Genomic DNA, 15,331 nt, shown 5'->3' with positions numbered 1-15,331 from the left:
TGTTATTTTTCGAAAACAAAATGAGCAACATCAATGCGATCTTGCCAGAAGCCGCCTTCGCAATAATGAAAATAAAAATTCCACAAACGATAGAATTTATCGTCGTATCCTGCGGTACGAATTTCAGCCCAGTTTTTGTTAAATGCTTTACGCCAATCCTCTAAAGTTCGGGCATAATCATAACCGAAAGAAAAATATCCAATAGGACGTAAACTCGTGTTTGCGGCAACGGTATCATGCACTATCTTTTTACTGGGTAGAGCCCCACCGGGAAAAATATATTTCTGGATAAAGTCTTCACCTTTGACATATTGATCGTATCGATTGTCATCAATCAGTATCGATTGAATTAACATCTTGCCGCCGGGCTTTAACAATCGATTACACACTTGAAAGTACTCTGAAAGATATTCATGACCGACAGCTTCAATCATCTCTATTGACACAAGCTTATCGAATTGACCTTCAAGCTCCCGATAATCTCTTTTCAAAAGAGTCACTTTATCGTCAATACCGTTTTCTTTGAGCAACTGAGCTGTGTAGTTGTATTGCTCTTCAGAAATCGTGGTTGTAGTCACTTTACATCCATAATTCTTGGCAGCAAAAACCGCTAACCCACCCCAACCAGTACCAATCTCAACCAAATGATCATCCTTAGATAATTCAAGAGAATCACAAATGACTTTGAGCTTATGCAAAGATGCTTCGTATAAACTGGCTTTTTCGTCGGGGTAAATCGCTGCAGAATACAGCATGGTGGGATCTAGAAAATTTTTATACAACACGTTACCCAGATCATAGTGAGCAACAATATTCTTTTTAGCACGCTTTTTCGTATTGGTTTTAAAAGGCTTTAGTATTCGTTTAAAGGGCAGCTTTACCCAATCGACCAATCCCTCAATACGATCGATAATATCCAAGTTCGCGGCAAACAGCTCAACAACGGCAGTTGTGTCTGGCGAATCCCACCAACCTTCAATGTAAGCCTCTCCGGCCCCGATACTTCCACCGGACAATAAACGAGAATAAAAACGAGTGTCATTGACTATAATTTGTGCTTTTATGTCTTGATTTTTGCCGAATACCTTTTTGTCGCCATTTTCAATTAGAGTCACTTCTCCAATCTGCATTTGTCTAAAAAAGTTTTCAACCAAAAACCGACTGATTCCTGTCGATATCTTTGCCGAAATTCCTGTTGTTTGTTTTAATTTATGGGTAATCAGTTGTGATTCAGCCACCTTTCTTCTCCAAGCTTGACGATTGTGGATGGTTATAAATAGGTATACGTTTTAAGAACAATTTTAGAGCTTGCCAATAAATGCCTAATACAACATGAAAGGACAAAAACGGCATGGCTATCAGCCCCTTGTAAAGTCGTTTTGCATCAAAAGCATCACGCTGATAATCAAAAGAAGCGACGAAATGCAGCTCTCCTCCAACTTTGAGTCGTAAGCCTAATTGAATGCATTTGTCTGTAATGGTAGATTCCCAATCGTAGGTCATCGCCATTGGGTTGTACGGAGAGACATGAAACGTTTTCTCACTTTGCCACTTTTCTCTTTCTCCCGCATTTTTTAATTCATAACAATAAACATGACGTTCATTCCAAGGAGTATTGCTCACTTCAACACACAAGTACTTCACTTCATCATTTACCGCAATGTAAAAGATAGATATTGGATTGAACACTTTTCCCAGAAACCGCCACTGGGACAACAATAGAACTGACGTAGACTCAGGATTCAATGATATTTTGAGTGCATCCGATGTCACTCTTAAAACACGCTGTTTAAGCTCCTCACCGCTTGTTATTTCGTCTTTTAAGTAATCTCTTTCACAAAAAGAATATAGTCCGAAAGTTCCTAATCGTATTAGGCGTGACATTCGGTTAATTTGTGACATTTCATCTAAGTTTAATAACGGCATAAACATCCGATATTTAAATCCATGAACTTTAGGTTTAAATCGCTTGTGGAATACAGAGCCAAAACAAAATGAACTAGAGAGTTTCAATGTTGACTCCCAGTCCATTTACAACATCTAATGCGCTACGTAAGCCATCTTCGTGAAATCCAGCGTACCAGTAGGCGCCACAAAACCAGATATTACCAACACCATTAATAGAGTCTCTTTTACTTTGTGACTCGAGAGAACCTCGGTTATAGACTGGATGTTGATATTGATAACTACCTAAAATTTGGTTCGGATCGATCGACTGAGTATCATTAAGAGTAACTACAAACTGCGTTTTACAGGTCAGCCTTTGTAGTATATTCATTGAATAAGAAAGTGTTGCCCTATCAGAATCACCTTCTTTTAACCGGTAATTCCAACTCGACCAAGTTGTTTTATTTCTTGGTAATAGCGAGGTGTCCGTATGCAAAACAACTTCATTATTCTGGTACTCAAGATTCCCCAAAACCTGACTTTGTGCATCCGTTGGTTTTGCTAACAACTCTAATGCTTCATCGGAGTGACAAGCCAGAATGACGTGTTCAAACTTATGAGTCTCCCCATTTACCTGTAGTTGAACCTCAGAGTCATCGAAATGAACGGAATCGACAGCTGAGTTGTAATGAATCACAAACCTCGCAGATTCAATGAGCTTATCGACATAACTTTTCGATCCACCTTTAACCACCGACCATTGGGGTCTATCATTTACATTCAACAAACCGTGATTTTTGAAAAAGCGGACAAAGTACAGGGCCGGAAAATCATACATATCCTGTAAGCCACTGGACCAAATTGCAGCGCCCATGGGAATCAGATATTTTTCAATGAAAGTTTGCGATAAACCAAGCTCTTTTACGTAGTCTCCCAAAGTTATCGACTCGTCTAAACTCCCGGCTTCAAGACGTTCTTTTGACTCTCGATTAAACTTCAATATATCAAAGATCATTTTCCAATGTTTAGGCTTAAATAAATTCCTTTTTTGCGCAAATAGAGTACCCACGGATTCACCGCTGTATTCCAACCCACTTTTATCACAACTTACAGAAAATCCCATGTCTGTGTTTAAGTAATCGACTCCAAGCTCCTTTAATAAGCGATTAAAGTTCGGATACGTCCAGTCATTAAAAACAATAAAACCCGTATCAATATTAAAAACACCCTCGTCTACCTCAACACGTTTCGTAGCAGTATGACCTCCTAAATAATCATTTTTTTCAAACAGGTGCACCTCGTAGGCTTCTTGTAAATAATGCGCACACGCCAATCCCGAAATACCACTACCGACTACTGCAATTTTTTTCATTTTTTAACCATTCCTCGCCCCAGCTTGTACCTCAAGCTGGCAGGTAACATTCCCAATATTCGCATCAACAAAGTAAACACTAAGGGGAAATTAATTTGCAATTTTCCTTTTTCGATTTTGTTCGCCATTACTAAGGCGGCTTCTTCCGCAGTAATTCGCATGGGCATGTCAAAATCATTTTTATCCGTTAACGGAGTTTTAACAAACCCAGGATGAACCATCGAAAACCGAATGTTCGGAAAACTTAACTGAAGTGACTCAAAAAAATAGGTTAGTGCTGCTTTACTTGCTCCGTAGGCTTCCCCTCTAGGCATTGCCAGGTATCGCGCCGAACTGCTAACAACGACAAACTGCTTAAGAGAGTCTTGATATTTATCTAGAAGAACTTTTGCACCTCGAACATTAGCAAAAAAGTTAACCTCAAATACTCGCTCCACTAATCCTATATCGATGCTCCCAGCCTCTAAATATTCACAAGTTCCCGCATTTAAAACGACAATGTCAGGAGAAACATTTAGACTTTCAACGAGCGTCGACCACCCTTGTTGTTCCGATAAGTCGGCGGTTCTACTTTCAAAAAAATCACCATGCTTTTCACTTAATGCTTGCAGCTTGTCTTCACTGCGAGCAACACCAATAACTCTTGCACCTCGAGCAATCAGCTTTTCCACTAATGCCTCACCGATGCCCGAAGAAGCTCCCGTTAGAAGTACTGTTTTTCCATTTAATTCAGACATTACTTCACCCTGTTTTTGATGATTTGAATTGCACGTCCAAGCAAAGGAAGATGCTCATACAACATTTGACCTGCATCATAAAAGTCTCGATGATAGGCAATTTTCTCCTCAAACTTGAGTTGACTAGCCCCATCAAACTCGATCATTTTGCCTTTATTTAAACGGGGATGAGAAAATCGCATTTCCCAAACAAGAAAAGCCGAACCATCGCCGATAAGTTTTTCCTTGATATCAATGGAATAATTATCAACATTGGAATACATTAATTCCATATAGCGTTTTAAAGCAGCAATCCCCTCGATTTGATGCAATGGATCGACAAACTCGATATCAGGGGTATAAATGGATTCTATCGTCGCAATATTACTTGCGTTTAAACCACCGTAAGTCTCGATAAATCTATCAACAATATTAATTTGAGCTTCAATCATGCTGCTTGTTCCTTTGCGACTTTAAAGGCATCTATCGCTTGCTTTCGGCTGTCTTTTAAGTCAACCATCGCTTTGGGGTATTTTGAAAAACGATTCGTTTCAAAACTGTGAATTTCTTTAGCACTGTATCTTGCTAACTCAGGAATCCACTTACGAATAAACTCCGCATCTGGATCAAACCGCTTGCCCTGACTCGCGGGATTGAAGACTCGAAAATAAGGTGCAGCATCAGTACCGACCGAAGCGCTCCATTGCCAACCTCCATTATTACTGGCGAAGTCAAAATCAAACAGTTGATTCGCAAAATAGCGCTCACCTTCACGCCAATCGACCCATAAGTTTTTAGTTAAAAAGCTAGCGACGATCATTCGAAGACGATTGTGCATCCAACCAGTTTCATTTAATTGTCGCATCGCCGCATCAACGATTGGCACTCCAGTTTCACCCTGCTTCCAACGCTCAAATGTCGAGGTATCTTTGTTCCAACGAATTTGTCGATCCACTTTATTAAAGCCTTGATGTTTTGCAACGTGCGGAAAGTGCCACATCACTGAACGATAAAAGTCTCGCCAAATAATTTCATTTAACCAGGTCGACCGTCCTTCTCCTTTATGTCGACTCGCCTCAACGAAACACCGGCGAGGAGAAATTACTCCAATGGCCAACGCAGGAGACAATTGAGATGTTCCTTTAATAGCAGGAAAATCGCGCTGATCTTTATAATTTGCAATAGATGTTTTTATAAACTTTTCCAGCTGTGTCGATACAGATTTTTCGGTAATGTCTGGCATTGCCACTTGTGGCTCTGTATTTGGCCATTCGTCGCTTTCATGTTCAATAATATTTTCATTACTACGTTTCTCAGGTCTGCTGAAACACTCTATTGGATGTTTATCTAACAAAGCCAAGCTTGCTTTTGAAAAAGGAGTAAAAACTTTAAACGGCGCATCCGACTGAGTTTTAACCTCCCAGGGTGGCAACAGCGAATCCGCTACATATCGGCGACAACTGACTGTATCTGGCAGCCGTTCGACGACTTCTTTGTCACGATGTCGTTCGTTTATCGGGTACTCAACATTAAAATGCAAGTCAGTTACATTTAATTGATGACACAGTTCATTAATTGCCTGACTGGCCTTATTGAAATTAGGAACATGACGAATGATTAGAGAAATATTAATTAATGATAACTCGTGGGATAAATGTTTCACGGCACGAAGAATTAAAGCTTTCTGATTATCTCCAACATCATGATTAGACCATTGTTCATCCGCCACAAAAAAACAAGCAACAATTCGTCCTTCTTTGTCTTGGCATGCTTGCGCCAGCGCCGGATTATCGTCGAGACGAAGGTCGTTTCGAAACCAGACTAAATGAGTTCGATTCATTGCATAACCACACGAATTGCTAGTTCTTTTGGATATGGCGATAAAAAGGACTGTCGCTCAATGTATTTGTCAGGATGGTGTTTAAAGTGATGATTTAATAACGTCAGTGGCGCGAGTATTGGTTCGATGCCTTTACGATAATTCAAAATGCTTTCCGTGAGCTCTTCCTTATCATTTTTATTCAGCTCTTCTTTCAAATACCCCTGGAGATGCATCAATACATTGGTGTTGTTTTTCCGAGTCGCCATTTTTTTGAATCCATTCATTAAGTGTTCGATATACCGAAACGACTCTGACTCAAGGTTTTCTTTAGTCACTTTCGCCACTAATGGCCCCAAAAAGCGATAAGTTTGTTGGCAATGGGCTAAGAGGTTTAACTTATGACGAGCATGAAACTGTTGCAGTTTATGGACTGTCATACCTTCCTTCTGCAGAGACTGCCATTCGTGATAGATATAGACTCGTTTAATAAAGCTATCGCGTAACAAAGGATCGTTAAGCCGACCATCCTCTTCCATAGGTAACAGAGGAAACAGTTGTTTTAGACGTGCAGCAAATATTCCTGTTCCAGATTTTTCTGCATGGCCTGAAGGTTTATATACTTTGACCCGTTCCATTCCACAGCTGGGAGAAGCTTTACACAGAATATAGCCCGAAATTGTCGACAAAACGTCGACATTTTGGTCCGCAAAACCACTCAAAGCTTGCGTAAAGTCGCCATCAGAACCATCGGAATAGACTGCGCTTGGTGCTTGCGCATCGCCATACAAACGCAGAGTTTTTCGAGGACTTCCCATGCCTATACCCATTTCAGGGCATAAATCAACGAATTCGAAAAACTGAGACAGTTTATCGGTGCAAAATCGATCTCGACGATGCCCTCCGTCAAAACGCACGGGAGCGCCCAAAAGACATTGACTGATACCTACTTTGATCATGTAATTACTCCTGACTTCTCTTGCTTTTGTTATACGTAACTTATACAAATGTAGATGAGTAATTTCAGATTATTTGTCAATTATTCACTTGCGCAACGCACCATCTCAAATTAGAATTTGCCGACTTTTGAACCAAAAAGAATTGATTATGTTACGGATTATATTAACCTTTCTCAGTATTATTTCACCATTGACTCTTGCCGACCAACCTCAGAATGCAGACTCAATACCCAAAGAAGACTTTGTATTTCAGGCCTCAACCTGGAGTATCGCCGCTGGTTTAACAAATATTGAACAGAAAGCCGCATTTGAAGAATGCGTCGATGATACGGCTTTCTATCTAAACTTCACTTACACCCAACAAGACGGGCATTTTATCTATGGTGCGGGAATGACGGGCTATCTCTTCGATGATAAGTGTAAGTTCCGACAGGATGTAGAAGATACCTGGGGCGATCGACACACAGCAAGTTCGTCAGCCAACGGTTTTGGTTTTTTCGGCGAACTAGGCTATAGCCACCCTATCAAACCAGAAGCGATTCACTTCGATACTTTGTTTGGCCTGGAAAAACTTTGGGCAGAAAGAAGTATTTCGAATTGTTCCAATTGCTACTCTGAAGACATCGACATAAATGCCGGCTTCTATCTAAAACCTCAGTTTAAGTTTATTCGAGAATCTGGATTTACGATTATTGTTGGCGCGCAAATCTTTCCCAGTGCAGAAATAAATAACAATATATTTATTTCATTTGGCTCAACACAAGACTTTTTCTAACCCTGAAAATCTCAATCAATGGAGGCTTGTCAATCAGCCTCCATCTTTCCAACAATACTTAATTGATTCGCGACTCGAATCCCAGCAGAACCAATTTTCGGCGCTAACTCACCAAAAAAGAAAACCAAATCCTTTTCACTAAACATCAGCTTGTTTTTCAATCCACTGATTCATCAGTTTTTCCAAAATGGGCAGAGTGACTGGGCCATAAGATAAAATTTCATCATGAAAAGCTCGAATATCAAATTGTTTTCCCAGTCGCTGTTCAGCTTTTTCTCTCAACTCTAAAATTTTAAGCTCGCCCATTTTATAAGACAAAGCTTGACCTGGCCACGCAATATAACGATCAATCTCCGTTTTTACATTATGTTTTGAAAGTGCGGTATTGTCTTCCATAAATTGAATGGCTTTTTCTCGACTCCATCCTTTTGCGTGCATTCCAGTATCTACAACTAGACGAATAGCACGCCACATTTCATAAGAAAGTCGACCAAACTCACTGTAAGGCGATTGATAAAACCCAGCTTCAATTCCTAATTTTTCACAATATAATGCCCAGCCTTCACCATAGGCAGAAAGATAAGAATCGCGACGAAATTTGGGTAAATTTTGCAATTCCTTTGTTAGAGCATTTTGTAAATGATGGCCTGGGACAGCTTCATGCAACGTCAATGCTTCGAGTACATACAGTGGCCTCTTATCCAAAGCATATGTATTCACCCAGTAAGTTCCTGGCCGTTGGCTATCTAACGGAGCGTCAACGTATCTACCAGTGGTGTAACGAGGAGCGATAGACGCTGGCACTGGCTCAACCGTATAGGGCTGACGAGGAAGTTTGGTAAAAAAGCGTGGTAAAGCTCCATCCATTTTTTTTGCAATGTAAGCCGCTTCTTTGAGTAATTCTTCGGGAGACTTCGCATAAAACTTTGGATCCGTTCTTAAATATTCAATAAATTCTGAGAAGGAGCCTTTAAACTTAGCGTCTTGAATAACCTTCATCATTTGCTGACGTATACGATCAACTTCTCGCATACCTATCGCGTGTACTTTATCTGCCGATAAACTCAACGTCGTATAATATTTTATTTGTGACCGATAGTAAGCATCACCGCCAGGAATATCATAAATCGCAATCGACTTTCTTCCTTGCGGTAAATAATCGTTTACTAAAAACTCAACAAACGAATGAACCGCCGGCTCAACGGCCTTATCAATCGCAATAACAGCGCGCTTGTAAAGTTTTTGTGCATCGGACTCGTTCATAATTTTTTGCAAAGCGTCTAGTGGCTGCATCAAAGGATGCTCTTCGATATTCTCAGAAACCAAGCGTTCCAATGGCTTTTCAAAATCCACTAATACGACATCAGGCATGAGTTTTCCTTTCTTAACGCCCAGTTCGAGGTTGCTTTGCCAACGTTTAAAATAGGAATCTATTGCTTCAATTTTTTCAATGTAAAATATCGCATCTTCTTTCGTTTTAATTTCCGCGGTTTCACCCATCCTCAAAAGGTCAAAATAAAATCCGGTATCGCCATACATGGGAAACAGGTAACTTTCATGAACGATGTTTTCAATATCTGAGGTCAATCGAAAATCAAACATATCAAAGTTTACTTTATCTTGTTCCGATAACGACTCTCGATCGATAGACTTAAGTTGACTCAATAGTTGGCGATAGGTCTTTACCTGTTGCTGATATGCTTGGGGTGATATGTCTGCAAAACCGCCCTTTGACATTTCATTTAGGGGATGATCGACTCGTGGTGATAAATCTCGAACATAACTTGAATACTTTTCAAACAATTCGTGCAAAGATTCACTGGTGTTTGCAAATCCACTCATTGAGCAGGTCAAACTGACAAATAACAATAAAAGCTTTCTCATTAAACATCCCAAATTTATAATAGGCGGCTGAGTCATTGTAAATTTCATAAAGAAGTCGTCAAGCAAATGTTAACAACCGAACAAGCCGAACAATTTAATAGTGAAGGCTATATAATCCTGGAAAACTTTACCAGTACTGATTCGATTCGGATATTAAAAGAAACTACTCTGGAGCAACTAGAAAACAGAGTCCCTCCTTTTGAGCTCGAGTCAGACTTGCAATATCCTGGAGCTCCTGGCGCCAATCAACTTGGAGCTCATACCATACGACGACTCAAACAAGCTTACGATCGCTCATTTTGTTTTCAAGACTGGAGTACTCAGCCAGCACTGTCAGAGATGCTTCAACAGTTACTGGGCGAGCCAGCCATGCTCGTAAGAGCTCATCACAATTGTGTTATGACAAAACAGCCGGAGTTCAGTAGTGACAGTCTTTGGCATCAGGATCTTCGTTACTGGAACTATTCGACAGGTCGGTTAATTTCGGCCTGGTTAGCTTTGGGAAATGAATCTCTCGAGAACGGATGCTTACAAGTGATCCCACAAAGCCACACATTTACTTTTAAACAACATCAGTTTGATGAAGCACTATTCTTTCGGCATGACCTACCCGAAAACCAAAAGATTTTAAACAAAGCCATCCCTGTCGAATTAAAGCCCGGTGATCTTCTTTTATTCCATTGTCGACTGCTACATGCGGCAACACGCAATTACTCTTCAGAGACCAAACTCTCTGCTGTTTTCACTTATCGAGCAGAATCCGACGAACCGGTAACGGATTCACGGTCTGCGTCAATTTCTGATATTTCACTTTTTTGAAGAGAGTTACTAGCTTGCGCGCTTAAACGCACTTGACTTGGTCCGCTTTCAATATCGTCATTTAACATTTCAGCGGTTTCTAGAGGTTCGCCAAGACCCATTCCTTGCAAATAATGCCAAACAAGATTAGCCGCTCTGAAAAAGCGGCTCGATTTTTCTTCATCAATTTCCATGAGTCTTTTACAATGCACCCACTGAGTGCAACCATTCATCATCCGAATCTTCGGTAATATCTTCGAATAGAAAAGTACTTAAATAACGTTCTCCTGTGTCGGGCAACATGGCTAATATTGATGATCCTTTCGGCGCATCTTCAGCCACCTTCAGAGCCGCAGCAAAAGTACCTCCCGCTGAAATTCCCACAAAAATCCCCTCTTCTTTTGCTAACGCCAACGAAGTATCTCGTGCCAAAGTATCGTCAACCGGGATTACTTGGTCGATAATTTCTCGATTCAACACTTGTGGAATAAAGTCGGGAGTCCAGCCCTGAATTTTATGTGGCTGCCACTCTTTACCCGTCAATAACGCAGCGCCGGTTGGCTCGGTTCCAATAACATTGATTTTCGGTCGAGCGACTTTAAGCACCTCACCCACGCCAGTTATGGTTCCACCGGTACCGTAACCACTCACAAAATAATCCAAATTATGCCCGGCAAAATCACGTAAAATTTCCGCTGCCGTCGTATTACGATGATACTCAGGGTTGGCTTCGTTTTCGAATTGCCGCGCCAGAAACCAGTCGTTTTGCTTAGCAAGCTGTTCTGCTTTTTTCACCATTCCAGTTGCTTTCTCCGCTGCTGGAGTGAGAATAACTTTGGCTCCTAAAGCCTTCATCAATTTACGACGCTCAATTGAAAAGGTTTCAACCATTGTTGCCACAAATGGATACCCTTTTGCAGCACATACCATGGCCAACGCAATCCCCGTGTTGCCCGACGTCGCTTCAACAACTGTTTGACCAGGCCTAAGCTGACCTTTACGCTCCGCGTCTTCTATTATCGCTAACGCTAGTCGATCTTTTACCGACGCCATTGGATTAAACGATTCCACTTTAACGAACATATCAACATGTCCGGGCGCTAAACGATTAATTTTAACCACCGGTGTACGACCAATGGTTTCTAAAATATTGCTGTAAATCATTCGTGACTCCAAAAATTTTAAAGATATCTTTAATAATCCAAACGCTATACGTTGGTATTCACTCGATTGTTCGTCAGTACTGTCAGGCTTAACGTTAAAACACTGAATGACAATAAATGAAATAGAAGGATAGTCTTAACTCATAACTATTGGTTATAGGAGGTTAAAAATTAAATTGACTTATACGATCCTGTCATGTTGAAATAACCACAATAGACGTTTAGATGTCTCCACATCCAAACAAATCTAAGTTTTCAGTGCTCGATTTGAGATATTTAGAAGATTGATGTTTACGGTTATAAATTTATCGTATATAACATAATCATGCAGCGCACAATTTTCGTTGCAATTTCAACGAATAAGAACGTATACAACTAAAGGTTAAATTATGCTCACAACCATGACCTCTCTCTTACGCCAAATTAAATCGGTGTGTATTTATATGTACACACAGGCTGGGTGGCCATGGGAGTAAAGCACTGAAGTAATTAATTAATCTCTAAAAGCCGCCAAGCCTCAAGCAAAGCGGCTTTTTTTGTGCTCAATTTATCAACAATGTCACACAATAAAGCTATACAACTTAAATTAACAACTGGAGAAATAATGATGACTGTAAAAACTGTAACTAAACGCCTCGCCCCCATTTGCTCATTCTTCTACATGGAAGCAACTCATTTCAGACCGCCGTTGAGTGAACAAATAGGGAGATAAAACATGAAATTACAGCAACTACGTTACTTACTAGCTATCGCTGAAAATGACTTAAACATTACAGCGGCATCTGAAAAACTTTACACTTCGCAACCTGGTGTAAGTAAACAACTCAAACTACTTGAAGAAGAACTTGGGCTTCGCTTATTTTCCAGAAACGGAAAGAGTCTCGACGGTGTAACTTATGCTGGAAATCTTGTTTTGGAAAAAGCAGCAACCATCATGAGTGAAGTTGAAAACATCAAGCAACTCGCCCACGAATTGCAAAATGAGCAAGAAGGCTCATTATCCATTGGAACCACGCACACGCAAGCTCGATACGTGTTACCCGACATTCTCCAGGCGTTTCGAAAACGTTACCCCGATGTGCGGCTGAATTTACACCAGGGAACCAGTGAGCAAATTTCTGAAATGATGAAAAATGGCCTAATTGATTTTGCCATTGCAAGTAGTTCTGGGGCCAAAAATAGCGATACAGTAACGTTGCCTTGCTACCATTGGGATCGAGCTATTTTAATGCCTCAAGATCATCCCTTAACGAAACTCGATGAAATTGAACTAACGGATCTTGCCGAATACCCAATGATCACTTATGTGCTAAATCAGTCGGGCAGTTCATCTTTCAGAGACACATTTGCAAAAGCGGGCATTACTCCCAACATTGCGATTACCGCCAGAGATGCTGACGTCATTAAAACCTATGTTCGAAAAGGCTTGGGAATTGGTATTGCGGCAAGTATGGCTTATGACCCCGAGCAAGATCACGATCTTGTTGCCATCAGTACGCACGATATATTCCCCTCTTGCACAACATGGGTTGGGTTTCGAGAAGAACAGTATATTCGAAGTTACATGTATGACTTTATAGAAATGATAGCACCGCATTTAGACCGCAATACGGTTTCCAAAGCGGTGACCGAGTTCAGAAGAACCGGAGAAATTCACTCCATCGATGAAAACTCGTTACCCTATCAGTTAATCGCTCGACCCAAAGCAAAAAAGCAGTACGCTGCATGAAAGGAAGAACCGGAAAGTGAAGTTTGACTATCCTAAAAAAAGGGCTGATGAATCAGCCCTTTTTTGACAATTAAACTAACTTTTAAGTTTTTTAAAAAGTACAATGAGTATGAAGTACTTTTAATAATATCAATTTATGAATTAATCGTAATTTTCTTTACCATTTCCTCTTTAGGAATTTCTCGAATCAATTCAATTCTCAGTAAACCATGTTCTAAATTAGCATCTTTCACTTCAACATGGTCGGCCAATCGGAAATGACGCTCAAAAGCTCTCGTCGCAATTCCACGATATAAATAATGAACTTCTGACTCGTCTTTATCAGCTACTTTACCAGATACAGTTAAAGTATCTTTTTTGATGCTAATATCTAAATCATTTTCAGTGAATCCAGCAACAGCCATGGTGATGATATATTCGTTCTCGCCGGACTTTTCAATATTATATGGAGGATAACCCCCGCCATTTGTGTCCTCTCTTTGGAACACATTTTCAAACAAATCATTAAAACGATCAAAACCAACAGACTGGCGGAATAAAGGTGTTAAATTGAATCGTGTAGTCATAAATCTTTCTCCTAGTATATAGCAAGAATAATTAATTAATGTTTTTACAGAACCCTAATCAGGCGTCCTGTAACTCATATATAGGGACGAATTACGAACTATCAAGACCTTTTAAAAAAATTTTTAATTCATAAAAAAACGCAGCCGTTGGCTGCGTTTTTTAAAATAGCTGAATATAACAACTACTCTTCAAAGAAAAATTTCTCTTCTCCAAATGCAGGTTTAAGATGATCCAGCCAACCGGCTTTTTCGTCGTACTTGGCAAAGAATGGACGTTGTACCCAATCTGGATTACGGCCTTGAATAAAGCGCAGTGTAAAAATTTTCTCACCATTAACTTCAGCAACACCTTGAACTTCAACTTTGCCAGGTGAAGCACTCATCGATGGTCCACGAGCGGTTCGACACACGCCTGAAACTTTTTGTTGCGCCTCACGGTAAATAGTCCACGCTTCAACCAATGGCACCTCAAAATAGTGGCGAGCCCCGGTATCGCGCTCAACAAACATATAGTAAGGAATGATTCCCAGTGATACCTGTAGCTTCCACATAGTCGCCCAATCTTCAGCATTATCATTAATACCGCGAAGCAAAGGTCCCTGACTTCGAATTTCAGCGCCAGTAGCCCGAATTCTGCGAATCGCTTCTTTTGCTATATCTGTGGTTAACTCTTTCCAGTGATTATAATGCGCCATGATCGCTAAATGCTTTCCAGAACGCACGACCTTTTCCAACGTTTCAATGAGTTCCGCAGAGTCGTCATCAGATACAAAACGATAAGGCCAAAAAGTTAAAGCTTTGGTTCCAATTCGAATGGTTTTAATGTGATCGAGCTCAGGATCCAACATGGCTTCCAAATAAGCTTTCAAAGCTTTGGTTTTCATTACCATTGGATCACCGCCCGTGAACAATACATCGGTCACTTCAGGATGCTCTTTTAAGTAACCAACCAGCTCATCGACTTCTTTCGAAGCAAATTTTAAATCTTTGTCACCAACAAATTGAGCCCAACGAAAACAAAAGGTGCAATAGGAATGGCAGGTTTGTCCCTGAGTTGGAAAGAATAAAACAGTTTCACGGTATTTATGCTGAATACCTTCAACAGGCTCACCGTTAACGGTCGGCACATTCAATTCCATTTGGCCAGCAGGATGAGGATTCAACCCCTCACGAATCCGATCCACCAACTCTTTGATTAGAGCCTTGTCTTCAGCGTTGTAAGCTTTTTCCAACTCAGCAAAATCTTCGTCCAACAACATTTCTTTCTGAGGGAAGGTCAATCGGAAGATTGAGCAGTTTTGCCAGTCGTCCCAATCGATCAGTTCATTAATTACGTACTCATTGACTCGAAAAGGGAAAACCAACGCCGCCACTTCAACACCTTTACGGGCATCTTCCGGCAATTTCATGAACTGAGGGATTTTGTTCAACTGACGCTGGGTGAATACTTTTAACTTTGGGGCTTCGTTCAAATCTATTTGATATAAATTCTCCGACAGCTCAACCGCTTTATTCATATGCCACCTAACTAATTGATTTTAATGATTAATTCTCAAATCTAAAGACAAAAAAACCGGTTTCGAAAGCCGGTTTCATTGAGAATAGCGCGAAATTTAGTCGCAAGATCGTAACGAATATTGTGACGACATTCAAACTTCGCACC

General features: G+C 40.5%; 14 protein-coding genes. 3 read left to right on the top strand and 11 right to left on the bottom strand.

Annotation, left to right across the window (positions count from 1 at the left end; all coding sequences use genetic code 11):
* Positions 1-2: 2 nt before the first annotated feature.
* The 7 genes from FAX86_RS19145 to FAX86_RS19115 are packed head-to-tail and all read right to left on the bottom strand — an operon-like array spanning position 3 to position 6,753.
* Positions 3-1,238: an SAM-dependent methyltransferase gene (locus tag FAX86_RS19145; RefSeq protein WP_144395103.1), complete on the bottom strand. Its 1,236-nt coding sequence runs from the start codon at positions 1,236-1,238 to the stop codon at positions 3-5.
* Positions 1,231-2,013, bottom strand: coding sequence for a DUF1365 domain-containing protein (locus tag FAX86_RS19140; protein WP_164503674.1), 783 nt, complete (start codon positions 2,011-2,013; stop codon positions 1,231-1,233). The genes FAX86_RS19145 and FAX86_RS19140 overlap by 8 nt, the downstream gene beginning before the upstream one ends.
* Positions 2,000-3,259, bottom strand: coding sequence for an NAD(P)/FAD-dependent oxidoreductase (locus FAX86_RS19135; RefSeq protein WP_144395101.1), 1,260 nt, complete (start codon positions 3,257-3,259; stop codon positions 2,000-2,002). The genes FAX86_RS19140 and FAX86_RS19135 overlap by 14 nt, the downstream gene beginning before the upstream one ends.
* Positions 3,256-3,996, bottom strand: a complete 741-nt coding sequence (locus FAX86_RS19130) for an SDR family NAD(P)-dependent oxidoreductase (protein ID WP_144395100.1) — start codon at positions 3,994-3,996, stop codon at positions 3,256-3,258. The genes FAX86_RS19135 and FAX86_RS19130 overlap by 4 nt, the downstream gene beginning before the upstream one ends.
* Entirely contained in the window at positions 3,996-4,427 is a 432-nt protein-coding gene (locus FAX86_RS19125; RefSeq protein WP_144395099.1) for a nuclear transport factor 2 family protein, read from the bottom strand. Before FAX86_RS19125 ends, FAX86_RS19130 begins: the two co-directional genes overlap by 1 nt.
* Positions 4,424-5,815 carry a deoxyribodipyrimidine photo-lyase gene (gene phrB / locus FAX86_RS19120; RefSeq protein WP_144395098.1) on the bottom strand — a complete coding sequence of 464 codons (1,392 nt, stop codon included), beginning with the start codon at positions 5,813-5,815 and terminating at the stop codon, positions 4,424-4,426. Before phrB ends, FAX86_RS19125 begins: the two co-directional genes overlap by 4 nt.
* On the bottom strand, positions 5,812-6,753 hold the full coding sequence (locus FAX86_RS19115) for a YbgA family protein (RefSeq protein ID WP_144395097.1): 942 nt from the start codon (positions 6,751-6,753) through the stop codon (positions 5,812-5,814). The genes phrB and FAX86_RS19115 overlap by 4 nt, the downstream gene beginning before the upstream one ends.
* A 148-nt stretch (positions 6,754-6,901) precedes the next feature.
* Between FAX86_RS19115 and FAX86_RS19110 the strand changes: the two genes are divergently transcribed.
* A complete protein-coding gene (locus FAX86_RS19110; RefSeq protein ID WP_144395096.1) occupies positions 6,902-7,528 on the top strand; it encodes a hypothetical protein in 627 nt (208 codons plus the stop codon).
* A 138-nt stretch (positions 7,529-7,666) separates the two neighbouring features.
* On the opposite strand, the gene FAX86_RS19105 is transcribed toward FAX86_RS19110, so the two are convergent.
* Positions 7,667-9,412, bottom strand: a complete 1,746-nt coding sequence (locus FAX86_RS19105; protein WP_144395095.1) for a DUF885 domain-containing protein — start codon at positions 9,410-9,412, stop codon at positions 7,667-7,669.
* A 66-nt stretch (positions 9,413-9,478) separates the two neighbouring features.
* On the opposite strand from FAX86_RS19105, the gene FAX86_RS19100 reads away from it, so the two are divergent.
* Positions 9,479-10,231 carry a phytanoyl-CoA dioxygenase family protein gene (locus tag FAX86_RS19100; RefSeq protein ID WP_144395094.1) on the top strand — a complete coding sequence of 251 codons (753 nt, stop codon included), beginning with the start codon at positions 9,479-9,481 and terminating at the stop codon, positions 10,229-10,231.
* Positions 10,232-10,411: 180 nt separating this feature from the next.
* Here the strand turns inward: FAX86_RS19100 and cysK are convergent, their stop codons facing one another.
* Positions 10,412-11,374 (bottom strand): cysteine synthase A, encoded by a 963-nt coding sequence (gene cysK / locus FAX86_RS19095; protein ID WP_144395093.1) that lies wholly within the window; start codon positions 11,372-11,374, stop codon positions 10,412-10,414.
* A gap of 714 nt (positions 11,375-12,088) precedes the next feature.
* Between cysK and FAX86_RS19090 the strand changes: the two genes are divergently transcribed.
* Positions 12,089-13,102, top strand: coding sequence for a LysR substrate-binding domain-containing protein (locus FAX86_RS19090; RefSeq protein WP_144395092.1), 1,014 nt, complete (start codon positions 12,089-12,091; stop codon positions 13,100-13,102).
* Positions 13,103-13,236: 134 nt separating this feature from the next.
* Here FAX86_RS19090 and FAX86_RS19085 read toward each other — a convergent pair whose 3' ends face one another.
* Both FAX86_RS19085 and FAX86_RS19080 read right to left on the bottom strand, forming a co-directional pair.
* Positions 13,237-13,668 (bottom strand): Hsp20 family protein, encoded by a 432-nt coding sequence (locus tag FAX86_RS19085; protein ID WP_144395091.1) that lies wholly within the window; start codon positions 13,666-13,668, stop codon positions 13,237-13,239.
* 182 nt (positions 13,669-13,850) lie between these two features.
* Entirely contained in the window at positions 13,851-15,185 is a 1,335-nt protein-coding gene (locus tag FAX86_RS19080) for a KamA family radical SAM protein (RefSeq protein WP_144395090.1), read from the bottom strand.
* Positions 15,186-15,331: the final 146 nt, after the last annotated feature.

The sequence above is a fragment of the Pleionea sediminis genome, from assembly GCF_007570825.1.
GTDB lineage: Bacteria > Pseudomonadota > Gammaproteobacteria > Enterobacterales > Kangiellaceae > Pleionea > Pleionea sediminis.
Note: the sequence above shows the minus strand (reverse complement) of the source record. Positions and strands in the feature narration are given on the sequence as shown.

Coding starts and splice junctions, on each gene's coding strand:
- FAX86_RS19135 (WP_144395101.1), bottom strand. CDS start 3,259: ATGAAAAAAATTGCAGTAGTCGGTAGTGGTATTTCGGGATTGGCGTGT.
- FAX86_RS19130 (WP_144395100.1), bottom strand. CDS start 3,996: ATGTCTGAATTAAATGGAAAAACAGTACTTCTAACGGGAGCTTCTTCG.
- FAX86_RS19125 (WP_144395099.1), bottom strand. CDS start 4,427: ATGATTGAAGCTCAAATTAATATTGTTGATAGATTTATCGAGACTTAC.
- phrB (WP_144395098.1), bottom strand. CDS start 5,815: ATGAATCGAACTCATTTAGTCTGGTTTCGAAACGACCTTCGTCTCGAC.
- FAX86_RS19115 (WP_144395097.1), bottom strand. CDS start 6,753: ATGATCAAAGTAGGTATCAGTCAATGTCTTTTGGGCGCTCCCGTGCGT.
- FAX86_RS19110 (WP_144395096.1), top strand. CDS start 6,902: ATGTTACGGATTATATTAACCTTTCTCAGTATTATTTCACCATTGACT.
- FAX86_RS19105 (WP_144395095.1), bottom strand. CDS start 9,412: ATGAGAAAGCTTTTATTGTTATTTGTCAGTTTGACCTGCTCAATGAGT.
- FAX86_RS19100 (WP_144395094.1), top strand. CDS start 9,479: ATGTTAACAACCGAACAAGCCGAACAATTTAATAGTGAAGGCTATATA.
- cysK (WP_144395093.1), bottom strand. CDS start 11,374: ATGATTTACAGCAATATTTTAGAAACCATTGGTCGTACACCGGTGGTT.
- FAX86_RS19090 (WP_144395092.1), top strand. CDS start 12,089: ATGAAATTACAGCAACTACGTTACTTACTAGCTATCGCTGAAAATGAC.
- FAX86_RS19085 (WP_144395091.1), bottom strand. CDS start 13,668: ATGACTACACGATTCAATTTAACACCTTTATTCCGCCAGTCTGTTGGT.
- FAX86_RS19080 (WP_144395090.1), bottom strand. CDS start 15,185: ATGAATAAAGCGGTTGAGCTGTCGGAGAATTTATATCAAATAGATTTG.